Annotated in this window: 11 protein-coding genes; 7 read left to right on the forward strand and 4 right to left on the reverse strand. The window is 64.3% G+C overall.

Annotated elements, in window-relative coordinates:
- Positions 1-150: 150 nt before the first annotated feature.
- The 3 genes from FJ936_RS24165 to FJ936_RS24180 all read right to left on the reverse strand — a co-directional run bounded on the left by FJ936_RS24165 (position 151) and on the right by FJ936_RS24180 (position 8675).
- The gene (locus tag FJ936_RS24165) at positions 151-873 is read right to left on the reverse strand and encodes a M15 family metallopeptidase (protein ID WP_140790297.1); all 723 of its coding nucleotides are present in this window, start codon (positions 871-873) and stop codon (positions 151-153) included.
- Positions 874-891: 18 nt separating this feature from the next.
- Positions 892-2982: a penicillin-binding protein 1C gene (gene pbpC, locus FJ936_RS24170; RefSeq protein ID WP_246680525.1), complete on the reverse strand. Its 2091-nt coding sequence runs from the start codon at positions 2980-2982 to the stop codon at positions 892-894.
- Positions 2983-3194: 212 nt separating this feature from the next.
- Positions 3195-8675: an alpha-2-macroglobulin family protein gene (locus tag FJ936_RS24180; RefSeq protein ID WP_141907092.1), complete on the reverse strand. Its 5481-nt coding sequence runs from the start codon at positions 8673-8675 to the stop codon at positions 3195-3197.
- Positions 8676-8955: 280 nt separating this feature from the next.
- On the opposite strand from FJ936_RS24180, the gene FJ936_RS24185 reads away from it, so the two are divergent.
- From FJ936_RS24185 to FJ936_RS24210, 6 genes are all read left to right on the forward strand, one after another.
- Positions 8956-10884, forward strand: a complete 1929-nt coding sequence (locus tag FJ936_RS24185) for an autotransporter assembly complex family protein (RefSeq protein ID WP_140790291.1) — start codon at positions 8956-8958, stop codon at positions 10882-10884.
- Positions 10885-10886: 2 nt separating this feature from the next.
- On the forward strand, positions 10887-16943 hold the full coding sequence (locus FJ936_RS24190) for a translocation/assembly module TamB domain-containing protein (RefSeq protein ID WP_141907093.1): 6057 nt from the start codon (positions 10887-10889) through the stop codon (positions 16941-16943).
- 252 nt (positions 16944-17195) lie between these two features.
- Positions 17196-18854, forward strand: a complete 1659-nt coding sequence (locus FJ936_RS24195) for an ABC transporter substrate-binding protein (protein ID WP_015317134.1) — start codon at positions 17196-17198, stop codon at positions 18852-18854.
- Between the two features lie 148 nt (positions 18855-19002).
- Positions 19003-20037 (forward strand): ABC transporter permease, encoded by a 1035-nt coding sequence (locus tag FJ936_RS24200; RefSeq protein ID WP_015317135.1) that lies wholly within the window; start codon positions 19003-19005, stop codon positions 20035-20037.
- 11 nt (positions 20038-20048) lie between these two features.
- A complete protein-coding gene (locus FJ936_RS24205; protein WP_140793861.1) occupies positions 20049-21206 on the forward strand; it encodes an ABC transporter permease in 1158 nt (385 codons plus the stop codon).
- 50 nt (positions 21207-21256) lie between these two features.
- On the forward strand, positions 21257-23578 hold the full coding sequence (locus FJ936_RS24210) for an ABC transporter ATP-binding protein (protein ID WP_141907094.1): 2322 nt from the start codon (positions 21257-21259) through the stop codon (positions 23576-23578).
- 13 nt (positions 23579-23591) lie between these two features.
- Here the strand turns inward: FJ936_RS24210 and FJ936_RS24215 are convergent, their stop codons facing one another.
- Positions 23592-24182 (reverse strand): transglycosylase SLT domain-containing protein, encoded by a 591-nt coding sequence (locus tag FJ936_RS24215; RefSeq protein WP_015317138.1) that lies wholly within the window; start codon positions 24180-24182, stop codon positions 23592-23594.
- 216 nt (positions 24183-24398) lie between these two features.
- Here FJ936_RS24215 and FJ936_RS24220 point away from each other — a divergent pair, with 216 nt between their 5' ends.
- Positions 24399-25937 (forward strand): trimethylamine methyltransferase family protein, encoded by a 1539-nt coding sequence (locus FJ936_RS24220; RefSeq protein ID WP_141907095.1) that lies wholly within the window; start codon positions 24399-24401, stop codon positions 25935-25937.
- Positions 25938-25986 lie beyond the last annotated feature (49 nt).

The following is a 25986-nucleotide window of genomic DNA, read 5'->3' on the forward strand; positions in this document are numbered from 1 at the left end:
TCCTTCTGAAGAAAATCTTCGGCGATCTGTCGCTGTTGTGAGAACTATTTTGCTCGCGGTCGCTCCGCGCCGGAGTCGGCCCAACATCCGGCCTATCTAGGGATGCGCGGTTGCCGGGCAAGGCTGGTTGGGCAAGGCTGGTTGGGCAGGTTACTCGACGGTCACCGGGAAATCGAAGCGCTGCTTTTGAAACGGCTCGCGGGCCAGCGCAAAATGCCACCATTCGCGCGCGTAGTTCTTGAACCCGCCAGCACGCATGGCATCGACGAGCAGCTTTCGGTTTGCCGCCGCTTCGGCGCCGGGCGGGCGATGCGCGGTCTCGCTCATCGGGTCGAAACAATCGAAGCCGGTGCCGAAATCGAGGGTGTCGGCATCGATCGCGCCGCAGGCCGGTTTTGGCACGGGCGTACTGTCGACAGGCGCGATGGCAACATCGACGGTGGAGCCGCGCGAATGGCTGGACCGATCACCGACATAGCCCTTGGCGATGAGATCGCCACGCTTGACCGTCGGATACCATTGCGGGTCCGGCGGTCCACCCGCGGCCGTCCATTCGCCCATGTCGGCAACGGCGCGGGCAGGGCGATAGCAGTCGAAGACGACCAGCGTCAGGCCTCTGGTGGCGATCGCCCGCTGGACTCTGGAGAGTGCCTCGGCGGCCTCCCGGGTCAAAATGCAGACCGGCGCGTCATAGCCATTCACCTTGCGGTGCAGAAAATTGTCGGCGTTGGCGTAGCGAATGTCCTGGCGGATCGATGGGGCGACATCGGCGAGGCGAACGAAACCCGCGGGGAGGGGATCGGCAGGCGCCGGCAGGGCCGAGCCGGCAATCATCAGCGCACAAAAGCCAATGCGCTGAATCGCCTGGCGCATTCTATTCAAGGATCGCTTTCACTGGACGAAGACCTTCACACTGGCAGCCCGTCCTGCGGCGTCGATGACGGTGAGCGTCGAATAGCCCGCGCCGTCGGGCAGCCAGGTCGCGGTGCGGCGGCGGTCGAGGCCGATGAGGGGCTTGCCATTGGCCAGCCAGCGGAACGGGGCGCGGCCGCCCTGCAATTTCAGCACCAGCGGCGAGGCGTCGGCCGAGTTGGTGGCGAGATCGACGCGGGCGCCGTCCGGCGGGAAGATGATGCTCGGTGCCGGTTCGGTCGGCGTCGCCTGCACCAGGCCATCCGCGCCGGCGCCGAAGCGGGCAAGCGTCACAGGCAGGTCCTCGCGCTTGGGTGTGAAGGCACCGGGCGGTTTGCCTGGCAGCGGTACGGTGGCGAGGCCGGAGCGGACAAAGCCTTCGAACAGGATCGGGGCGGCCGAGACATAGCCGGAGAGGCCCGGCACCGCGCCGGCATCGGGCCTGCCGACCCAGACGCCCAGCACATAGCGGCCATCGAAGCCCACCGACCAGGCGTCGCGGTAGCCGTAGGAGGTTCCGGTCTTGTAGGCGATGCCGCGCTGCAAGGCACCTTCCGGCGGTTTTACTCCGGAGAGGATGTCGATGATCTGCCAATTGGCCTGGTCGCTGAGGATGGTGGCGGTCGAACTCACGGCATCGGCCGGTTCGGTGCCGTCGCGCAGCGAGTGCGTCTTGCCGCCATTGGCGAGCCCCGTATAGAGCTGGACGAGGTCGCGCAGCGTGACGCCGACGCCACCAAGCCCGATGGCCAGCCCCGGCGCCTCATTGACCGGCAGGATCGGGTTGACGCCCGCCTGGCGGAAGTGTGCCGTCAGCCGCGCCGGACCGACCGCGTCGAGCACCCGGATCGCCGGCACGTTGAGCGACAATTGCAGCGCCTGGCGGATCGAGACATCCCCCTGATAGCCCATGTCGAAATTCTTGGGTCTGTAGCCGCTGAAATCGACCGGGCTGTCCTCGATCAGCGTCTCCTGCGCCACCAGTCCCTGTTCGAAGGCGAGGCCATAGATGAACGGCTTCAGCGTCGAGCCGGGCGAGCGCACGACCTTGGTCATGTCGATCCAGCCGGAACGGCTGGAATCGAAGAAATTGGCCGAGCCGACTTCGCCCAGAATGTCGCCGGTGCGGGCATCGGCCAGCACCATGGCGACCGACAGACGCGGCCCGAGCCTGGTGGCGGCGTCGCGGGCCACCTGCTCCAGTCCCTGCTGGACGCTTTTGCGAATCGTCAGCTTGAGCGGCTGGCCGGGGACGGCCTTGGGCAGCATCGCGTAAGAGGCATGCGCGGCGAGCGCCGGCAAGCGCCGGCGCAGGCCCAACACATCGTCAAGCGCCGCGCGTGCGGCCTCGCGTTCGCCGATCAGGCCTGATGAGACCATGCGGGTGAGCACACGGTCGCGAGCTGCGTGGGCGATCTGCAGGTTGCGGTCAGGACGGCGCTTTTCCGGCAATTGCGGGAGGGCCACCAGAAGCGCGGCTTCGGAAACGGTGAGCCGCTTTGGCTCCTTGCCGAAATAGGCGAGCGAAGCGGCACGCACGCCCTCCAGATTGCCGCCATACGGCGCCACTGTGAGATAGCGTTCGAGGATCTCGCGCTTCGACAACCGCCGCTCGATCTGGATGGCCCGCAGCATCTGCTTGAGCTTGGAGCCGAGGCTGCGGCTCTCGCGCGGCTCGATCAGGCGGGCGAGCTGCATCGACAGGGTCGAGCCGCCGGAGACGATGTGGCCGCTGGTCGCGAACTGGCCGGCGGCGCGCGCCAGCGCCAGCACGTCGACCCCCTCATGGTCCCAGAAGCGCTTGTCCTCATAGGTGACCAGCATGTCGACGAACTGCTTGTCGACCTGGTCGAGCCGGGTTTCCAGCCGCCAGTAGCCGTCCGGTGTGGCAAAGGCGCGCAACAGCTGGCCGTCGCGGTCCTGGACTTCCGTGGAGACGGTGAGCCTTTCAGGAAGCGGGGGCGGGAAGGCGCGGTCGAGTTGCCAGAGGGCGGCGGCGGCAATCGTGAAGAAGGCGGCAAGGGAGGCAACTGCGATGGCAGCGCGACGGAGGAGTTTCTTGGAAAGCATGGCGCCGCCCCTCATCCGGCTGCCGCCACCTTCTCCCCGTTTAGTGACGGGGAGAAGGGAGCTGTGGCATGCATTGGCGCCTTTCCTGCGACGTTTAAAGCTGGCGAAAGCTTTGGTGCAGGCTTCTTTCTCCCCGTCTCTATACGGGGAGAAATGCCCGGCAGGGCAATGAGGGGCGGCGCGAACCTCACGTTCATTTCCGCCAAGGCACCTTACGGTGCCTTGATCTCCATCATGCCGGTAGCTGTACGGGCCGAATATTGCGGACGGTACATGTCCTCCACCGTTGCCGCCGGATGGGCATAGGTGCCCGGCGTCACGGCGCGCACGACATAGGCAAGCGTCAGATTGTGGTCGTGGTCGCCATCGGCCGGGTTGAATGCCGCGACGAAGCGATCGTCGCGGAATTCCAGATGCGCGGCGTCGGTCTGTGCCAGCCAGGAGAAGTTCGTCAACTGGGCGCTGGAGACCAGGCCTGGATTGTCGATCTCGAAGCCGGCCGGCAACAGGTCGGTGACCAGCAGGCGCGACGGCCAGCTGTTCTGCTCGGTGACCTTGAGCACGACGACATAGCGTTCGTTCTGGGTTGCCTCGGTCACATTGGCTTCAGTGCCGTCGAGCTTGTAGTAGGTGCGGCTGATGGTGAAGCCGTCACCGCCGGCCGGCAAGGGCTGGATCGGCGACGCCACGGTGGTGACGACGGCCTGCAGCGGGGTCTTGCCGGTGTTGGCGATTTCGAGCGGGCTGTCGACCAGTTCGGAGCCGTTGACCTGGTTGGAATAGCCGCCGGAATGCGGCGCGCCATTGACGGTGAGCGCGATGGAGTCGTTGCCCTCCTTCAGCGCGCGCGCCGCCAGCAGCATCCAGGAATCGTCCTGGGTGCTGGTCCAGCGGGCTTCGGCGCGTTCCCTGGTCACCAGTTTGATCAGCTCGGGCACGATGGTCGATACCGGCTTCGATTCCGCCGCCAGCGACAGCATCGCCGCGCCGTCACGCAACGCCGAACCGTAGTCGGAGCGGTACCAGTCGTACTCCGTGCTCGACTTGGCGAGCTGCAGCGCGGTCTTGAACGTCGCCTCTGAACGCTGCGTGTCGCCGTAGAGCGCCAGGCTCGCCGCCAATTGGGCAACGGCCATCGGGCTCGAGAAGGCTTCGAGCTGGGTGTCGGCGTAATAGCGCAGATCGCCGATCGAGGCCTTCTTGTTGCGGGCGAGCACATAGAGGGCGTAGGCGATCTCGCTGCCGCGGTCCTGTACGCTCTGGTCGTAGCCGAGCGAGTTCTGCAGGTTGTTGAGGGCCTGGTTCATCGCCAGAGCCGGCACGTCGTATTTCTGCTCCCGCGCCCTGGTCAGGAATTCGCTGACATAGGCGTCGAGCCACGGGTCGCCGGAGCCCGGGCCCCACAGGCCGAAGCTGCCGCTCGAGGACTGGTAGCTCAGGACCTTGTAGATTGCGTCCTGGACGCGGCCGTGCAGGTCAGGGTCGCTTTCCATGCCGACGCCGGATGCCATCTCGTTGACGTAGAGAAGCGGCATGGCGCGGCTGGTGGTCTGCTCGGCGCAGCCATAGGGGTAGCGATCAAGTGTCATCAGCAGCGAGGGCACGTCGAAGGCTGCCGCCTGCGAAACGCCGACACTGACCGAAGCGCCGTCGAGCAGGCTGGCCGCCAAGAGTTCCTTGTCGACGCGCAGCGCGCCGCCATTGCCCTTGAGGTCGACCACAAGGCGCGTGGTGACCGGCAATTGCGCCGGGCGCACCGGCACATAGAGCGTCTGCTCGACCTTGGTGCCGTCGGCGTGCGCCAGCTTGATGGTGAGCGAGGCATCGCCCGCTGTCCTGGCGATCAGCGGCACGGTCAGCGTCTGGCGCTTGCCCTGGGCGAGCGTCAGCTTCTGGGGCAGGGGCTTGTCGCCCGTCGACAGGTCGCCCGTCGTATCGATCGACAGCGCGTAGTCGCCGGCCGGGCCGTCGGTGTCGGCCACGTCGAGGCGCATGACGGCGTTGTCGCCAGGCGCCAGGAAGCGCGGCAGGCCGGCGGTAATCACTATGGGATCGCGCACGATCACGTCCGCCTGGGCATGGCCGACCGCTTCCTTGGTCCAGGCGACGGCCATGACGCGCACGGTGCCGTTGAACTGCGGGATATCGAAGTCGATCCGCGCCTTGCCGTCGGCATCGAGCTGGACGATGCCGGAGAAGAAGGCGACCAGCTTTTCGGTGGGCGGGCTGCCCTGCGCCTGCATATTGGCGCCGTCGCCGCCGGTCCGGAGCTTGCCGGTGGTGCCCAGCGAGCCATCGATCAGGCGGCCGTAGATGTCGCGGATCTCCATGCCGAGCATGCGCTGGCCGAAGAACCAGTTCTCCGGATCCGGCGCCTTGTAGTTGGTCAGGTTGATGATGCCGACATCGACGGCGGCAACCATGACATAGGCGTTCGTGCCCGGCTGCACGCCGGCCACGGAAACCGGGATCGACAGCTGCTGGCGCGGCACGGTCTTTTCGGGCGGCGTCAGCGTGACGGCGAGCTTCTTGGCGCCCGGATCGACCGTCAGCCACTTCACGCCGATGGCGCGGGCCGGCATGCGCGTTTCCTGCGCATCGCCCGGCCGGAACAGGGTTGCCGTGACATAGGCGCCGGCACCCCAATCGTCACCGACGGGGATATCGACGGTGCCGCCACCTGCCGGTACGGTCGCCGTGATGGTCTTCAACAGCTTGTCGGAACCGATGTTGATCAGAAGTTCGCCGGCAAAATGCGGCGAGATTTTCAGCTTCGCCACTTCGCCCGCGGCATAATTGTCCTTGTCGAGGGCGATCTCAAGGCCATCAGGCGTTTCGGTGGTCGTCGAGGCGACATACCAGCCGGCGTCGAACTCGTAGCTGGTCGCCGGCCCCTCGGGATCGGATGTCTCGACCTCGAGCCGGTACTGGCCCCAATCGACCGGCACGGAGACGGTTGCGTCGCCGTCGGCGCCGAGGTCGACCTGGCCGTTGGCGATCGACTTGGTGAAGGAGACCGGCTCATAGTTCCAGGAGTTGTTGGAGCGGTACCACTGGTAATTGCGTTCGACCTTGACCAGTGTCCACTGCGCGTCTTTCAGCGCCTCGCGCTTGCCGTTGGGGTCGACGGCGATCAGGCTGAACTTGGCGGTGCCGCCCTGCGGCACTTCACCATCGGCGAAGTCCGGTCGGATGCCGATCATATGGCCTTGCGGGCGGATGCCGATGTTGAGCGAGCGCTCGATGGCGCGGCCGCCGGTTTCGCGCATGCGCACCGTCACCTTGCCGTCGACCAGCTTGGTGGTCGAGGGCAACTGGTCGACGGCAACAGGGAAGGTCGCCTTGCCGTCATCGCCGACCACCGGCAGGTCGGTGAGCGGCGTGACCGTCGGCTCCGCCGACTGCTCGTCGGCGAGGCCGAAGGAAAAGTTGGGAAAGCGGTCCCAGTCACGAGAGGTCGACAGCGTCAACTCCCCTTCCAGCGCAAGGCCCGCCGCCGGCGCGCCATAGAGGAAGCGGCCGTCGATGTCGATGTTGGCGGTTTCGCCCCGCGCAATCTCCTGCTTGTCGGCTTTCATGTCGAATTCGATGCGATCCGGCACGAAGTCCTCGACCAGGAACATCTGGCTGGCCACCGCCGGCTGCTTGGGATCGGTGTGGATCGACACCGACCATGTGCCGCGCATGGCGTTGGGTTCGAGCGGCAGGTCGACGGCATGGCCGCCGGCCGAGGCGCCGTCACTGACGATGCGGCGGTCCTCGACGCCATCGGGGCGCGAGAAGATGAAGGTCAGCGGCAGGTTTTCGACCGCCTTGCTCGCACCATCGCGGGCAAGGGCGGCGACATGGACGTCCTCGCCGGCGCGGTAGATGCCGCGCTCGGTCCAGGCATAGACATCGAGCGCGCCTGGTGCCGCGCGTCCGGTGACGCCACGGTCGGACAGGTCGAAGCCGGCCTTGGCCATGTCGAGGAAGACGAAGTCATTATCGCCCTGCTTGGCCATCAGCACGGCCGGCACCATGCCGCCGTCACCGCGCGTCAGGCCGGGGTTGAAAACGGCGTGGCCGTCGGCATCCGACGTCGCGGTGCCGAGAACCTCGTTGTTCCTGGCAACCAGCGTCAGTTCGGCGCCGGCAATCGGCTTGGCGCTGCCCAGCGAACGGGCAAAGACATTGAGCCCGTCCTGGCCGGTATAGGTCGACAGGCCGATGTCGGAGACGACGAACCACTGCGTGGCCAGCGAACCGTAGTCGTCACTCTTGTCGTTGACGGGCTGCGCGGTCAGCACATAGACGCCGGGCTTGCGCTGCGGCAGCGCTTCGTCGACCGGGAAGGAGGTAGTGACTTCCTTGTTGAGGTCGTTGCCGATGTCGAGCTGGCCCTGCCAGACCGGTGCGCCCATCTGCTCGGAAATGTTGGAGATGTCATAGCCGTCGAGCTGGTGCAGGAACTGGTAGCCCGACAGAAGCTGCGCCAGCGAACGGTCGCCGATGCGGTAGAGCTTCATTTCGGCGGCGTTCATGTTGACGGTGACGACCGGGATGCCGCGGCGCGCGCCGGCCGGCAGCACGAAGCTGTCGCCGGTGAAGCGGGCGGACGGCGCGCGGTCCTGCACGTAGATCGACAGCACCACGGGGGCGGCGGTCACTTCGCCGATCGCCGCCGGCAGGCCGGCGCGGAAGGTGACGTCGTAGTGCTGGCCATGCTCCAGGCCTTCGACGCAGATCTGCTTGTCCTTGGCCTCGACGCCTTTCGGCGGCGCGTTGTCGACGGTGACGAACTGCGCGTAGTCGACGCCGGTCTTGACCAGATCCTCGGAGAATTGCGCGCAGATGCGCGGCGCGCTGGTGTCGGCATCGATGCTGTGATCGACAACGCGGAACCCTTTGCGGGCCTTCAGATCGGCATAGTCGGCCTGGACCGCGGGCGAGCTTTCCAGCGCAAGGCTGGCCTCATAGGCCTGCAGCGCCGGCCGGTAGAGATCGCGCTTGTCGAGGCCGTTGCCGAGCAGCGCCAGCACTTCGGCGCGCGTCTTGGTGGTGCGCAGCAGCTTATAGGCGTTGAAGGCGGCCGACGTGCCGTTTGCCGGCAAAGTCGAGGCTTCGGAGGTGTTGGCGGCAGGCTGCACGGCCAGCGTTTCGCGCGCCAGCTTGAGCCAGAGCTGGCCATCGTCAGGCATGACCGAGACCGCGGCCTCGTATTTCTGCATGGCGGAGCGATGGTCGCCGGTCAATACGGCCTGTTCGGCGGCATTGGTCAGCGCCGCCATGCCCTCTGTCGGCTTGTCGAAGGCCGGGCCGAGCAGCTTGTTGCGGTATTGCTGGGCCTGGTCGGCCATCCAGGTGGGGAAGAAGGCGAGTTCTGGCGGGGCGCCGATATCGGGATCGCCGTCCATGTTGACGACCTTGCCGGCGACCGCGCCGGTGAAGGATTTCAACTGGTTATAGTCGGATTTGAGAAAGCACCATTTTGCCTTGGTGTTGTAGGTGAAGGCGCGGCAGGCGGGATCGCCGAGGCATGTCGTCTTGCACTGGTCGAGCGTGACGTTCTGGTCGGACCGGAGATCGAAGCCGAAATAATCGGAATTGTCCGTCGTCGCGATCCGCCGGGCCTCGGCCGCTTGCGCGACGCTACCCCAGGCAAGGAAAAAAAGGACGAGAATCGACAGACCACGAGCCGCGCGCATTGCCATTACACCCTCCAGACAATTGCAGACGTCCGGGCATGATCAAGCTTCAGTCGGGCTTGTCAACGCGCGAACGCGGCAGGTGCCGCCTGCCAACGGTTTATTTTCCGGCCAAGGACCGGTATGCGGACAGTAACCTCCATGGGAAAGGGGATCACGCTTTCTTGCGGAAACGCAGAAGGTGTGAATTCCAAGCCCGTCCTATTTCAGACAATTGGATTGTGGCCCCTTTACGAGCGCTTCAGAACTTCATTCCAATTTTAGTTTTACGAACTAGGTTGTCTTAATGCCGGCGTATGAAGAGCAGATGTCAGGAGGGATCGCGCCAGGGCGCGTGCTTCCGCGCGCCCTGCTTTTGGCCATGATGTGCTCGATGGCGCTGCTTTGCGAATCGAGGCCGGCGGCCGCATTCGAGCTTTTCGGCATCAAGCTGTGGGGATCGTCCAGCGACGAGGACGCCGACATTGTCGATCCCCTGCGCTATGCGGTGACCATCTCCGCGCCCGATGCCGACAAGGACCTGGTCAAGAAGCTCGAAAACGCCTCGGCGCTGAAAGGCGACGAGGACCGGCCGGTTTCGGGCTCGCTCGGGCTGATGGCCAAGGCACGCAGCGACCGTGAACAGCTGGTCGCCGCCCTTTATGCCGATGCCCGTTATGAAGGCGTCGTCACCGTCACCATTGACGGCAAGCCGCTCGACGAATTGCCGCCGGACGCCGAATTCAAGGGGCCGCAGCCCATTCCCGTGACGATCGCCATCTCGGCCGGCCCCAAATTCACGCTCGGCAACATCAGGCTGGAAGGCGACGCGGCGGGGCTGATGAGCGCCGATTATGGGCTGATATCAGGCGGCGACGCCGGATCGGGCGCGGTGCTCAAGGCCGAGGCGCTGATCGTGCGGACGCTGAAGGAGCAGGGCAGGCCGCTGGCCAAGGTGACCGGCCGGCAGATCGTCGCCGACCATGCCACCTCGACGCTCGACGTGACGCTGACGGTCGCGGCCGGGCCGGTAGCCGGCTATGGCGCGACCACGGTGGAAGGCACCGAGAAGGTCGACCGCGACTTCACCGAATACATGACCGGGCTGAAGCGCGGCAAGCAGTACTCGCCGCAGGAGATCAGCGACGCGCGCGACAGGCTGCTGGCGCTCGAGGTGTTCAACAGTGTCACCTTCAAGGAAGCCGACAAGCTCGACGCCGACGGCAACATCCCGATCGGCGTCCAGGTCAGCGAGCGCAAGCCGCGTTATTTCGGGCTGGGCGGCACCTTCTCGAACACCGAGGGGCTTGGCCTGGAGGGCTACTGGGGCCATCGCAACCTGTTTGGCCGTGCCGAAAAGCTGCGCATCGACGGTGCCATCAGCGGCATCGGCAGCAACAATCTGTCCGAACTGAACTACAACGCCGGCATCATGTTCGAGAAACCCGGCGTCATCGGGCCGGCGTCGAAGTTTTTCGCCAGCGTCAAGACGGTGCTGGAACATCCCGACGCCTACGACCATTTCTCGGTCAAGGGCAGCACCGGCCTGTCCTATGAACTCGATAAGAAGCAGACCGTGTCGGCCGAGGTCGCGCTCGATTATTCGCGCATTCACGACGCCTTCGGCAAGCACAAATACCTGATCGCCAGCATTCCGCTGCAGTATGTCTATGACAACAGAGACAACCGGCTCAATCCGACCACCGGCTTCCGTTTGCTGGCCTATGCCGAGCCGAGCTACGACATTTTGAGCGGTGCGGCCTTCCTCAAGCTGAAGGGCGAAGGGTCGGCCTATCAATCGCTGGACACGGCCTCGAAGTTCGTGCTGGCCGAACGTGTCGCGGTAGGCTCGATCGTCGGTACCGGGCTGCAGAGCGTCCCGGCCGACCGGCGTTTTTATTCCGGCGGCGGCGGTTCGGTGCGCGGCTATGCCTATCAGGGTATCGGCCCGAAGGACTTCACCGGCCAGCCGATCGGCGGTCTGTCCTTCTTCGAGACTTCGGTCGAGATGCGCATCGCCGTCACCGACACGATTGGCATCGTGCCGTTCGTCGATGCCGGCTCCGTGTCGACCAAGTCGGTTCCCAACTTTTCCGACGTCAAGGTCGGCGCCGGTGTCGGCCTGCGCTACGTCACGCCGTTCGGGCCGCTGCGCATCGATGCGGCCGTGCCGCTCAACCGCGACCCAGGTGATCCGCATTTCGGCATCTATGCCGGCATCGGACAGGCGTTCTGACGATGAAAACGGTCTGGCGCATCCTTCGAATTGTCCTTTACACGCTGCTGATCGTGGTCGCGGGTGCGATCGGCGCGCTGGTCGTGCTGACCAAGACCGAGCGCGGGCGCGACAACCTCGCCGGCATCATTTCTCGGCTGGCTTCAAGCGACGACCGCAAGGTCACCGTCAGCGGCATTAACGGCATCTGGTCGGGTAATCTCAGCGTCGACCATGTCGTGCTTGAGGACCGTGAGGGCGCCTGGCTGGTGGCGCGCAAGGTGGCCGTCGACTGGTCGCCAACCGCGCTTTTGTCCAAAAGCTTCAACGCCGAACGCATCGCCGCCGATCGCGTCGAACTGGCGCGCCTGCCGGTGGCCGGTACGCAGCCGCCCGCGCAGAGCGGCACGACGACGCTGCCGGTCTCCATCGACATCAAGCAGATCGAACTGCCGGAAATCGCGCTTGGCCAGCAACTGGCCGGCAGCGGCATCGCCGAGCTCGCGGCCAAGGGAATGCTCAAGGCCGATGCCGCGCCACTGGCGGTCCAGACGGTGCTCAATGTCACCCGTCATGACGGCAAACAGGGCAATGTCGACGCCAAGATCCATTTCGCACCCGCCGATAACAAGCTGGACCTCGACCTCAAGGCATCGGAGCCGGCCGGCGGCATCATTGCCAACCTGCTCAAGCTGCCGGATGCGCCACCAGTCGATATCGTGGTTTCGGGCAGTGGGCCGCTTGCCAACTGGAGCGGTGTCGGCACCTTCCTCGTCGACCATCGGATCGTCACCCAACTCACCGGCCGTCACCAGCTCACCGACAAGGGCAATCATGTCGAAGCAAAGGGTGACGGCGATTTTGCGCGCTTCCTGCCGGAAAACCTGAAGCCCCTGTTTGCCGGCAAGACCAGCTTCGATGTCGCGGGCACCGCCACGTCGGTCGGCGGTATCAGCATCGACCGGGCCAGCATCGAGAGCGATGCTGTGCACGGCACCGCGTCCGGCATTGCCGATCCTGCCGGCGCCAGCGACCTGTCGGTCGAACTCGCCGCCAAGGGCCCGCCCGTGGTGATCAGCGTCGGCAGCAAGGCGCAGCCGATCACGCTCGCGATCAAGAACGCCACCGCGCGCGCCTTCGGCGACGGCAAGGCGCCGATCGTCGACATCGGCGCCTCCTTCGTTTCGATCGTCGCCGGCGGCACGCGGCTGGACGATCTGGCGGCGCAAATCCATTCCGATGGTTTCGATATCCAGAACCGCGCCGGCCCGGTTGCCGTCAAGCTGGAGGCGGGCGGCCTGAAAACCGACGTCGCGACGTTGGCGCCGCTGATCACCGGCAAGGTCAATGTCGATCTGGCCGGTTCGATCAGCAAGGACGCCGTTATTGCCATCGATCAGGGTACGCTGCGCTCCGATGCGGTCAATGCCTCGCTGACCGCGACGGTGGCGCTCGCCGACATGTCGATGCAGCTCAAAATGAATGCCGATGCCGTGGCGACCGCGTTTCCCCAGCAGATCGCCTCGGTGCTCGGCGGGCGGGTGAAATTCTCGGCCACGGCATCGCGCGATCCGCAGGGATCTTTCGCCGCGAATTCCATCGAACTCACTTCAGGATCGCTCAGCGCCAGCGGTACGGCCAGCATGCAAGGCACTGACATCCAGGCCGACATCAAGGGCAAATTGGGCGACGTTTCGGTGTTGTCGCCGACGGTCGGCGTGCCGGTTGCCGGCGGGGTCGATTTCGCGCTGTCGGCAAGCGGCGCGATGACCGCGCCGGATTTCACCGTTAGCGCCAACAGCGAGAGCCTGACCGCTTCGGGCCGCACGGTGAAGGCCATCAAGCTGAGCGCGAGCGGCAAGGCCGACATAACGAACCCTTCCGCCAACGTCTCGCTGACCGGCGCCGTCAACGACCAGCCGCTCGACATCAAGGCGGCCCTGGTGACCAGCGAGGGCAAGCGTTCGATCAATGGCTTCCTGGTGTCGCTGGGCGACAACAAGGTCTCAGGCGACCTGGCGCTCGACGACAAGTTCATGCCCCTGGGCACGCTGACGCTCGCCGCACCTGCCATCGACCAGTTGGCCGCGCTCGCCGGCCAGGCGGTGACCGGCGACATCAACGGCACCATCCTGTTCGCCAAGGACGGCGATGCACCGTCCATTGCCATCGATGCCAAAAGCACGTCGGTCGCGCGTGGCGAGGTGACGGCCAAAGCGATCGCCATCAATGCGCTCGTCGCCAATTATCTCAAGGCGCCGGCGATCTCGGGCACCATCAAGGCCGATGCGGTCACTTCGGGAAGCACGGAAATCAGCAGCATCGGCGTCGACCTCAAGCGCGACGGCGACTGGACCGATTTCACTGGTGGCGCGACCATAGCGGGCATTCCTGCGACCGCTGCCGGCCGGGTGAAGATCGCCGAGGGCACCACCAGCGTCGAGATCGCCTCGGGCGACGCCACCGTTCGTGGCATCAAGACGGCGATTGCCGAACCGTCGGCTCTGACCATCGCCGACGGTACGGCCAAGATCGAGAAGCTGGTGCTCGATATTGGCGGCGGCAAGGTGGCGCTGTCGGGCAGCGCTGGCGAGACGCTCGATCTGGCGGCGCAGGTCTCCGCCTTGCCGGCAGCGCTTGCCAATGCGTTTTCGCCTGGCCTGGATGCCACGGGAACGCTTGACGGTATCGCTGAAGTGAGCGGAGCGCCGGCAACTCCCGATATCCGGTTCAACGCGAAACTGGCCGGTGCCCAGACCAGCCAGACCCGCCAGGCAGGGCTCGGACCGCTCGCCGTCGATGCGGCCGGCAGCTACACGATCGCCGGCGGCGTCGCCCTCGACCATGCAACCCTGTCCGGCGACAAGGTCTCCGGGCAGGCGACAGGCACCATCAATCCGAACGGGGCGAGCGATTTTGCCATCGATCTGACCTCGTCCGGCCCCAGCCTGCCGCTGACGGTCGGCAGCGCCGAGAGCCCCGTCAAGATCGAGGTCCGATCAGTATCGGCTAAAATCGCGGGCGAAAGCACGCATGCCCGACTGGACCTTTCCATGATCCTGCCCTCGGTCGTCACCAGCCCGGCGAAGGTGGACGGACTGACCCTGGCACTGCACTCGGACGCATTCGATCTCCGGAATCGCGCCGGGCCGGTTTCCGGAACGGTATCGGTGGACAAGGTTGGGCTCGACAATCCAACGATCGCGCCGCTTATCGCCGGCAAGGTCACGGCCGCGCTCAGCGCTCGGCTGAGCACCGACACTGTGGTCATCGACAACGGCTCGCTGAAAAGCGATGCGCTGAGCAGCCAGGTGGCCGGCCAGGTATCGCTGCGTGACGGTGCCATCGATCTCAACCTGAAGGCGGATGCGCCATCGTCGGCCTTGCCGGCGGCGGCACGCGGCATGCTTGGCGACCGCGCCCAGATAAGCGCCACGCTGAAGCGCGAACCCAACGGCAATCTCCACATCGGTGGATTGAAGCTGGCTTCCGGCGCGCTGAGCGCCGACGGACAGGCAAGCCTTGCCGACAACAAGATAACCGCCGATATCAGGGGGACGCTGAGCGACATCTCGCCATTGTCGAAGGATGCCACGGGCGCCATCGCCTTCGCGTTGAGCGCGCAAGGGCCGGCCATGGCGCCCGACCTGTCGCTTACCGTCAACAGCGACAGGCTCTCGGTGGCATCGCGCGAGATCACCGGATTGAAGCTCACGGCTACCGGCAAGGTCGATGCCGCCAATCCGGCGGCCAATGTCCAACTCACTGGCAACGTCGCCGGGCAGGCGCTGCAGGGGAGTGCCGTGCTGGCAACGGCGAACGGCAAGAGCGCCGTCAACGGCCTGCTGCTGTCGCTGGGCAAGAACCGGATCTCGGGCGATCTGGCGCTGGACGACAAGTTCGTGCCTGAAGGCACCATTTCGCTCGACCTTCCCGACATCGGGCCGCTTGCCGCGCTGGCACTGGAAAAAGCCGAAGGCGACGTTCGCGGCACGATCGCCTTCTCCAGGAATGGCGCGGCACCCCAGGTCGCCATCAAGGCGGCTACCGCCTCGATCACGCGTGGCGATCTCCAGGCAAAGGCAGTTTCCATCGATGCGTTGATCGCAAACTATCTTGCGGCGCCAGTCGTCTCCGGCAAGATCCGCGCCGACACGGTCACATCGGGCGGCACCGTGATCAGCGGCATCGACGTCGACCTCAGGCGCGACGGCGACTGGACCGGCTTCTCCGGCGGCGCCACGGTCAAGGGCATTCCGGCCAGGGCTGCCGGCCGCGTGAAGGTGGCCGGCGGCACCACAGCGATCGAGCTCGCTTCAGGGCAGGCGACCGTCCAGGGCATCAAGGCGGCCATCGCCCAGGCCTCGACCGTCAGCATCGCCAACGGCACGACGACATTGGACAGGCTGGTGCTCAACCTTGGCGGCGGCACCGCGACGGTGACCGGCAAGGTCGGACAGGCGCTCGACATCAATGCGGTGCTGGCGCGCGTGCCGATGTCGCTCGCCAACAGTTTTTCGCCCGGGCTCGATGCCGCGGGTTCCATTTCCGGCACTGTGAAGGTGACGGGCGCATCGGCGAGCCCCGCAGTTGCCTTCAACATAGACGCGGCCGGCGTGCAGACATCGCAGACCCGTGGCGCGGGCGTCGGCGCGGTGAACGTTTCCTCATCCGGCACCTTTGCCGGCAACAAGCTGGCCTTCAACGCCAATATCAGCGACGGGGCCGGCCTTGGGCTCAAGGGCGGCGGCACGGTGACGACGGTGGGCACCCAGGCGCTGGCGCTCGACTTCAACGGTGCGGTGCCATTCGGCCTTCTCAGCGAGAAACTTGCCGCGCAGGGCTTGTCGCTGACCGGCAACGCCAACGTCAATGTCCAGGTGCGTGGTCCGGCGACATCTCCGGTGATCGGCGGCAGCGTCAAAACCTCAGGCGCGCGGCTGGTCGATGCACGCTCGGGCCTTGCCATCAACGATATCGCGGCCGATGTCTCGATCGGCAATGGCGTTGCCAGGGTCAATCGGTTGACCGGAACCCTGTCGACGCGCGGCAGCCTGTCGGCCAGTGGCACGGTCGGCATCAATCCGGCGCAAGGATTCCCGGCCGACCTGTCGATCAAGCTCACGGACGGTCGTTATACGGACGGTCGCGTGGTGACCGCCAACCTTGGCGGCGACCTGACGATCAAGGGGCCGCTGACTTCGGCACCGGCGATTGCCGGCACCGTCAACCTGGCCAAGACCGTCATCACGGTCCCGGACAAATTGCCGGGCTCGCTCTCGGCGCTCGACGTCAAGCACAAGAATGCGCCGGGACCGGTCAGGGCGCAGGACAAGGCGCTGCGCCCGGCCACAACCAGCGGCAAGAGCGGTGGCAGCGGTCTTGCGCTCGACGTCACGGTCAACGCGCCGAACCAGATCTTCATCCAGGGTAGGGGTGTCGACGCCGAATTCGGTGGCTCGCTCAAGCTAACCGGCCCGGCCTCGTTGCCGCAAGCCGTCGGCACCTTCACCTTGCAGCGCGGCCGGCTGTCGATCCTTGGCAAGCGGCTGACCTTCACCGAAGGCACGGTCGGGTTCTCGGGTTCGCTGGTGCCTTACCTCAATCTGACGGCGACGACGACCACGACCGGCGCGACCGTCACCATCGTGGTGTCGGGCGAGGCGACCAATCCCAAATTCACCTTCAGTTCGGTGCCGGCGCTGCCGGAGGACGAGGTGCTGGCGCAGTTGATCTTCGGGCGGTCGATGTCGAACCTGTCGCCGCTGCAGATCGCGCAGCTGGCCGAGGCCGCCGGACAATTGGCCGGCGTCGGCGGTTCGACGTCGCTTCTGGAAAACCTGCGCAGCGCCATCGGCGTCGACGACCTCGACGTGACCACCGATGATAAGGGCGGCACGGCGGTCTCGGCCGGCAAGTACCTGAACGACCGCACCTATGTGACCATCCAGAAGGGCGACAAGCCGGGTTCCGGCAAGGCGACCATCGATCTCAATGTCGGGCGCGGCGTCAAATTGCGCGGCGAGGCGACGGACGCCGGCGAAGCCAAGGGCGGCATCTTCTACGAGAAGGAATATTGAGGGCCTGGCCTTCATCCTGGCCGCAACTGGCGCTGTCGTAACCAGTGCGAATGTCTCAATTTAATTGCCCGAAGAGATTTTGGCGAAATCTGGGCGCACTAGCAATTTTGCGCCAAGACTGTCGCTATCACGCGAACTGCCCCCCTTCCAAAGTTGCACATTCGCTAACATGTTCCCAATCCATGCCGTCTTTGACATCATGGCCCGGATGCGGAATGTTAATCGGCGGAAAGCCAACAATGGGAGTTAGTCATGACAATCTATAAGAGCAACGGCGACAGCGTTCCGGATCACATCCTGGCGATGGCCGAAGAAGCCAAGTCGGGCAAAGTCGATCGCCGCGAATTCCTCGCGCTCGCCAGCGTCTTCGGTGCCTCGACCGCCATGGCTTACGGCCTGCTCGGCCTTGCCGCTCCGACCCCGGCCAAGGCCGAGGACGTCCAGGGCAAGAAGGGCGGCGTGCTGAAAGTGGCGATGTCGGTCAAGGATCCCAAGGATCCGCGTACCGCCGACTGGTCCGAGATTTCCAACGCCGAGCGCCAAGCGCTCGAGCCGCTGGTGAAATACACCAAGGAGTACACATTCGCTCCATATCTGCTGGCAAGCTGGGACATCAACGACGACGCCACCGAGTACACGCTGCATGTGCGGCCTGGCGTCGAATGGAACAATGGCGACAAGTTCACCGCCGATGACGTGATCTACAATTTCACCCGCTGGGCCGACAAATCAGCCGAAGGCAACTCGATGCCTGGACGTCTCGGCAGCCTCGTTGACGAAAAGACCAAGAAGTTGCGCGAAGGGTCGATCGTTAAGGTCGACGACATGACCGTCAAACTGAAGCTGTCGAAGCCCGACATCGCCATCATCCCGAACCTGTGCGACTATCCCGGCCTCGTCGTCCACAAGAGCTTCGACGAGAAGGGCGCCAACTTCAAGAACTGCCCGATCGGCACTGGTCCGTTCGAGCTCGTCTCCTATGATGTCGGCCAGAAGGTGGTCTACAAGCGCCGCACGACCGGCAAGTGGTGGCAAGGCGAAGCCTTCCTCGACGGCGTCGAGTTCATCGACTACGGCACCGATCCGGCCGCGACCGTTTCGGCCTTCGAATCGGGCGAAGTGCAGACCAACCACGAAACGACCGCCGACTACGTCAAGATCATCGCGGACGTCGGCGCGCCGCCTTCGGAAGTGGTGACCGCGGCTACCGTGGTGTCGCGCTTCAACGTCAACGCCAAGCCTTATGGCGACCAGAAGGTGCGTCAGGCGATGTGCCTGGCCGTCGACAATTCGGTGGTCCTGCAGCTCGGCTACGGCAATGCCGGCACGCCGGCCGAAAACCACCATGTCGCGCCGATCCATCCGGAATATGTCGAACTGCCGAAGATCAAGCGCGACGTCGCCAAGGCCAAGCAGATGCTGACGGAAGCCGGCGTGATCGATTTCGAACACGAGCTGATCAGCAACGACGAGGACTACCACAAGAACACCACGGACGCGATCGCGGCCCAGCTGCGCGAGGCCGGCATCAAGGTGAAGCGCACCGTGCTGCCGAGCTCGACCTTCTGGAACGACTGGACGAAGTACCCATTCTCGGAGACCAACTGGAACATGCGTCCGCTTGGCATCCAGGTCATCGCCATCGCTTACCGCTCGGGCGAAGCCTGGAACGAGACGGCCTATGCCAATCCGGACTTCGACAAGAAGGTCAACGAGGCGCTCGGCATCGCCGATGCGGAGAAGCGCAAGGTGGTGATGAAGGACATCGAGCAGATGCTGCAGGATTCCGGCATCATCATCCAGCCTTACTGGCGCAAGCTCTACATCAACATCAAGCCCGAGGTGAAGAACCACTCGATGCACCCCACCTACGAGCACGATTTCGGCAAGGTCTGGCTCGATCAGGCGTGACCGCTGCTTGATGGATATGAGGGGCGCCTGCCCCTCATATTCGCAGGATCGTCGCCGTTGCATTGGATGCAGCGGCGGCGGGACGCTACAGGGTTTTCGTCACAGGGTTGACCATATCTGACCCCAACCCGGCCGGCAGGGGGGCACAATGTTCTCATTCATCATCAGACGCATCGGCACGATACTGCTCACGATGCTGTGCCTGACGCTGGTCGTCTTCTTCCTCGTCAATCTCGAACCCAATCTGAAAAAGCTGGCGATCAGCCAGACCGAAATGCACACATCGGCGGAGCAACTTGAAAGCTGGCTGGTCAATCACGGCTATCGCCAGAATTTCTTCGTTCGCTATGGCCAGTGGCTCGGCGTCGTGCCCAAGCAGCCGATCACGGATCCGGCGACCGGAAAGACCACGCAGCGCTTCTCCTTCTGCAATGACCCGGCCGTGCCGACATTCTCCGGCGTGATCGAGGGCGATTTCGGCTGCTCGACCAAGTTCAAGACCACGGTCGCGGCCAAGCTGTTCCCTGCGCTGGGCGCTACCGGCATTCTGATGCTCTGCGTGCTGGGCGTAATGGTGCCGGTGTCGCTGCTGGTTGGCATCCTTGCCGGCATGCGGGAGGGGTCGCGCACCGATCGCGTGCTGTCGATCGCCTCGATCGCCTCGACAGCGACGCCTGAATATGTGTCGGGTGTCATCTTCACCGTCATCTTCGCTTCGTGGCTCGGCTGGCTGAACGGGTCGGCCGCGTCCGCGAGCCAGGGCATCACCTTTTACAATTTCACCCTGCCGGTGATCACGCTGGCGATCTACGGCATCGGCTATATCGCACGCATGACACGCGCCTCGATGGTCGAGGTGATGACGCAGCAATACATCCGCACGGCACGTCTGAAGGGGCTTTCCTTCAAAAGCGTCGTGGTCAAGCACGCGCTGCGCAACGCCTTGATCGCACCGTTCACGGTCATCATGCTGCAGTTCCCCTGGCTGCTCACCGGCGTCGTCATCGTCGAGGTGATGTTCCGCTACCAGGGCTTCGGCTACACGCTGGTCGAGGCCGCCGGCAACAACGACATCGATCTTCTGCTCGGCTGTTCGCTGGTCTCGGTGTTCATCGTGCTGATCACCCAGCTCATTTCCGACGTCGGCTATGCATTCCTCAATCCGCGCATCCGCGTTCAGTAGGGAGAAGGCGCATGCAAGCTCAATATATCGGCGCCTCCACCATCGTCCTCGAAGTGCTCTGGCGCTTCTGGCCGGTCTGGGCCGCGCTCGCCATCGTCATGGGGGCGAGCTTTCTCTACAAGAAGAAGCTGGCGCTCTACGGCCAGTTGTTCGACAGCGGCGTCGGCATAGCGGGCGTGTTCATCTGCCTGTTCTGGCTGTTCACGGCGATTTTCGCCTCGACCATCTCGCCTTTCGATCCGCTCGGCCAGATCCCGATCATGAAGGACACGCTGCCGGGCGCCATCGAACCGCAATCGGGGCTCGTCTACTTGTTCGGCGGCGACAAGCTCGCCCGCGACGTGTTCTCGCGCATGGTCTATGGCAGCCAGATCGTGCTGATCATCGCACCCGCCGCGACCGGTTTCGCGCTCATGGTCGGCATCACGCTTGGCCTGCCGGCCGGCTACTACGGCGGCAAGATCGATTCCATCCTGTCGTTCCTGGCCAACCTCGTGCTGGCCTTCCCGGTGATCCTCTTGTTCTACCTGCTGGTGACGCCGGGCATCATGGACACGCCGATCCCCTATGCGCTGGCCGGCGTCTTCTTCCTGTTTCCGATCATTTTCTTCAGCGTGCTGTTCTGGACGCGCTACAAGAACCGGCCCGACCGGATTTATATCCTGCTCGGCCTGACACTGATCATCGGCGGCTGGATCTACCTCGGCCTTGTCTTCGACAGGGATCCGCTGCACATCGTCCACATCGATCCCAACCAGCTCAATATCTTCGTGGCGGTGGTGTTCGCCTCCAGCCCGGGCGTGTTCCGCATCGTGCGCGGCCTGGTGATGGACATCAAGACGCGCGACTATGTGGCGGCAGCGCAGACGCGCGGTGAATCGCCTTGGTACATCATGCTGTGGGAGATCCTGCCCAATGCGCGCGGGCCGCTGATTGTCGATGCCTGCCTGCGCATCGGCTACACCACCATACTGCTCGGCACGCTGGGTTACTTCGGCCTGGGCCTCGCGCCCGAGAGCCCGGACTGGGGTACGGCGATCAAGGATGCCAGCCGATTGCTGCGGTCCTTTATTCACCCGGCGCTGCCGCCGACGATCGCGTTGATGTCGTTCGTGCTGGGTCTCAACCTGCTCGCCGACTCACTGCGTGAGCAATCGATGAAGGATTGACGGCGGGGTCTCAGATCCCACTTGGCCAAGAATAAGGATTGGAGCGACCCATGAACGAGGCAGTTCGAAATCCGGCACAGCCGATCATCGAGATCGAGAACCTTTCGATCTCCTTCTTCACCCGCAAGGGCGAAATACCGGCCGTCATGGACTTTTCCTGCACGGTCATGCCGGGTGAGGCGATGGGCATCGTCGGCGAATCCGGTTGCGGCAAGTCGACCGTGTCGCTCGGCATCATGCGCGACCTCTCCAACATCGGAAAGATCGTCGGCGGCAAGATCAAGTTCCAGGGCAAGGACATGGGCGAGCTCTCCGACGAGGAGCTGCGCGCCATCCGCGGCAACAAGATCGCCATGATCTACCAGGAGCCGATGGCCAGCCTCAATCCGGCGATGAAGATCGGCCAGCAGCTGATGGAAGTGCCGTTGATCCACGACAAGGTGTCGACGAAAGAGGCCTACTCCAGGGCGCTCGAAATGGTGCGCTCGGTCAAGCTTCCCGATCCCGAGCGCATGATGCGCTCCTATCCGCACCAGCTTTCCGGCGGCCAGCAGCAGCGCATCGTTATCGCCATGGCGCTGCTGTCGAAGCCGGCGCTGCTTCTGCTCGACGAGCCGACGACGGCGCTCGACGTAACCGTGGAAGCGGGCATTGTCGATCTGGTCAAGGGGTTGGGCGAGAAGTTCGGCACCTCGATGATCTTCGTGTCGCACAATCTCGGCCTCATCCTGGAAACCTGCGACCGCATCACGGTGATGTATTCGGGCGAGGCGGTCGAGACCGGCAAGATCAAGGACGTCTTCGACCGGATGCGCCACCCCTATACGCAGGGGCTGTTCCGTTCGATCCCGCTGCCTGGCGCCGACAAGAACTCGCGGCCGCTGATCTCGATCCCGGGGCAATTGCCACTGCCGCACGAACGGCCCAAAGGCTGCAATTTCGGCCCGCGCTGCCACCATTTCGTCGAGGGCGTCTGCAACGCCGCCGAAATCCCGATGATCGAAGTCGCCGGACACGAGGGCCATTTCTCGCGCTGCGTGCGCTTCAACGAGATCGATTGGGAGGCGTTGCCGCCCGGCGCCAAGAAGGTGAATGAGCGCGTCGTGCCCGGTGCGCCAGTACTCAAGATCGAGGACCTGCGGAAATACTACAAGGTCGGCGGCAGCGAGGTGTTCGGCTCGAGCGAAGGCCGCGTCGTCAAGGCCAACGAGACGATCTCGTTCATGGCACGCGAATCCGAGACCGTGGCCATCGTCGGCGAATCCGGCTGCGGAAAGTCGACGCTTGCCAAGGTATTGCTCGGGCTGGAAACCGCCAGCTCCGGCAGCGTCACGCTCGGCAACAAGGAAATCCAGTCGACCGGCATCGAGAAGCGCAGCGTCGACACCGTGTCGTCGATCCAGATGGTGTTCCAGAACCCGTTCGACACGCTGAACCCCAGCCATTCGGTGGGGTCGCAGATCATCCGGACGCTGGAAAAATTCAATGTCGGCAAGACCGTCGCCGACCGGCGCAAGCGCATGCTGGAACTGCTCGACCTGGTGAAACTGCCGCGGGCGTTCGAAACCCGCAAGCCGCGCCAGCTTTCCGGCGGCCAGAAGCAGCGTATCGGCGTGGCGCGAGCCTTCGCCGGCGACGCCAAGGTGGTGGTGGCCGACGAGCCGGTTTCGGCGCTCGATGTCTCGGTGCAGGCGGCGGTGACGGAACTGCTGATGGACATCCAGCGCAAGAACAAGACGACGATGCTGTTCATCAGCCACGATCTCTCGGTCGTGCGCTACATCGCCGACCGCGTCGTCGTCATGTATCTCGGCTATATCGTCGAGCAAGGCACGACAGACCAGATCTTCGCGCCGCCCTACCATCCCTATACCGAGGCGCTGCTCTCGGCGATCCCGATTGCCGACACCAGCGTGGTCAAGAAGCACATCGTGCTGGAAGGTGACATCCCCTCGGCGATGAACCCGCCGTCCGGCTGTCCGTTCCAGACACGCTGCGGCTACAAGAAGCTGGTGCCTGACAATCTGTGCGAGACCAAGGTGCCGCCGGTCAAGAACCTCGGCGATGGCCATATGAGCCTGTGCTGGCTCTCCGACGACGTGCTCAAGACCATGGAGCCGGTGATCAAGTTCGACAGGGAACATGCTGCCCATGAAGGCGTGCCTGACGACGCGCCGCATGGCGAAGGTCCGGGCTTTGCCGGCGACCCGCCGAAGCGGCCACATGGCAAGGTAGCGGGTGCTGAGGCCGACGCGATCGGGGAGGCCGCCGAGGAGGCGGACGCCGTTTCGCGGGCCCGTCGCCACGAAGTCCGCGACGAGGTGTCGGAAACCGGTGATTCAAAACCGAAGGACACGACAAAGCCGCACTAGCGCGGACAGGACATCAGCTCCCGCATTGCTGCAGCTGAACAGCATAGTCGCGGGCCATCTTGTCGGTGGCCCGTGCGTAGCCCTGGACGCCCGCATCGCCACGATTGCCGCGGCCATAGGCGGTCCAGCCCAGGTAATAGGCGAGGTAGAGGTTGTAGGTGTCGTTGCGCGCGACGCCGTATGTGTCGGCTGTCTTGGAATGATACCAGCCGACGAAGTCGACGGCGTCGGCGAATCTCGTGCGCCGCGCCGCCCAGTTGCCGGTTTCGCGCTGATATTGCGACCAGGTGCCGTCCAGCGCCTGCGAGAAGCCGGTGGCCGAGGAGACATGTTTCCACGGAATGAAGCCGAGCAGTTTGGTGCGCGGCGGCCGGGCGTTGCTCTTGAAGCCGGATTCCTTGCGCACCGTTGCCATCAGCACCGGCACCGGCACGCCGTATTTCTGTGAAGCGCGCTCGGCACCCGACTGCCAATTGTCGAACCAGCCATCGTTCTGGTCGAAGACGGCGCAGACATTGTTGATGTGACTGGGTGCCGTCGCGCAGGCCGAAAGTGCCAGCAGCACGCCAACCGCTACAATTTTACTAAAACTCGACCTACGCATTGGATGAGCAATAGGCCGAAATCATAAAGGGAATCTTGCTGCCGCTGTTAACGCCTCGTCGGCACGGTCAGGTGAGAAAATGCCATAGCTGTATTCCGACGCCAATTGTCGCCTTTTATAAAGTCGTGCTGAGCATATGCCGCCTTGGCTAAAATCACGCCCGTAAACGGCGCATTTCTGACAGCTTGCGCTGTTTACCGAAGCTTTGATGCCGGCATGACCGAACCAAGACGCAAGCGCGGCGCCGAGCGCACCAGCAACCGGGGGCCAGCGCCCATCGCACAGCTGCGGCCCAGGCGGGTGATCAATCCCTATCCGCCGATGGCCTTGCTGTCACCAGACCAGATCGAGGCGATCCATCAGGCGTCGATGCACATATTGGAGAATTTCGGCATCGAGGTGATGAGCCCGCGTGCGCTGTCGCTGTTCGAGAAGGCCGGCGCCAAGGTCGATCACGCCTCGGCCAATGTGCGCGTCGATCGCGGCATGATCGACGAGGCGCTGAAGACAACGCGGTCCGGCTATACGCTGACCCCACGCAATCCGGCCAACACAATCCATCTCGGCGGCAACACCATCAATTTCACGCTGGTTGCGGGTCCTCCCAATGTGCATGACATGGAGCGGGGCCGCCGTGCCGGCAATCTGCGCGACTATACTGATCTGACCAGGCTGGCGCAGCATTTCAACTGCGTCCACATGCTTGGCAACCAGGTCTGCGCCCCCGTCGAACTGCCGGCCAACTCACGCCATCTCGATACGTACTTCACCAATCTGACGCTGACCGACAAGAGTTTTCATGTCTCGGCGATCGGCCGGGGCAGGGCGCTGGACGGCATCGAGATGATGGCGATCGCGCGTGGGATGACGCTGGCCCAGATGGCTGATGATCCCGGCATTGCCACCATCATCTCGGTCAACTCGCCGCGTCGCTTCGACGAGATGATGGCCGAGGGGCTGATGACCATGGCCGAGTACGGCCAGTCGGTGGCGGTGACACCGTTCACGTTGATGGGAGCGATGAGCCCGGTGACGCTGGCCGGGGCGCTGGCGCAGCAGAATGCCGAGGCGCTGTTCGGCGTCGTGCTGACGCAGCTGGTGCGGCCAGGCGCGCCCGTGATGTACGGCGCCTTCACCTCCAATGTCGACATGAAGTCGGGCGCGCCGGCCTTCGGCACGCCTGAAAACACCAAGGCCAACATCGCTTCGGGTCAATTGGCGCGCCGCTATGGCCTGCCATACCGGACGACGCCCGGTTCGGCTTCCAACGCCGCCGACGCGCAAGGCGCCTATGAGACGCTGATGGCGTTGTGGGGCGCGGTGCTTGGCCATGGCAATCTCGTCTACCACGCCGCCGGCTGGCAGGAGGGCGGGCTGACGGCTTCGTTCGAGAAATTCATCATCGACGTCGAGATGATCCAGCACATGATGGAGTTTTTGCGCCCGATCGTGGTCGATGAGGCCGAACTTGCCGTCGAGGCGCTGGGCGCGGTGCCGACCGGCGGCCATTTCTTCGGCGAGCCGCACACGCTGGAGCGCTACGCCACCGCCTTCTACCAGCCGATGCTCTCCAACTGGCAGAATTACGAAGCCTGGCAGGAGGCCGGCGGCCTCGACGCAACCGCGCGCGCGACGCGGCTGTGGAAGAAGGCGCTGGAGGATTATGTCGAGCCGGTGATGGACATCGCCGTACGCGAAGCGCTCGAGGCCTACGTGGCCAAGCGCAAGGAAGCGATCGGACAGGGCGAGCCGTGATGCGCCACGAACGTCCCGTTTTGAATCATCCCACCCATCCAACTAACTG

The organism is Mesorhizobium sp. B2-4-13 (genome assembly GCF_006658535.1).
GTDB lineage: Bacteria > Pseudomonadota > Alphaproteobacteria > Rhizobiales > Rhizobiaceae > Mesorhizobium > Mesorhizobium australicum.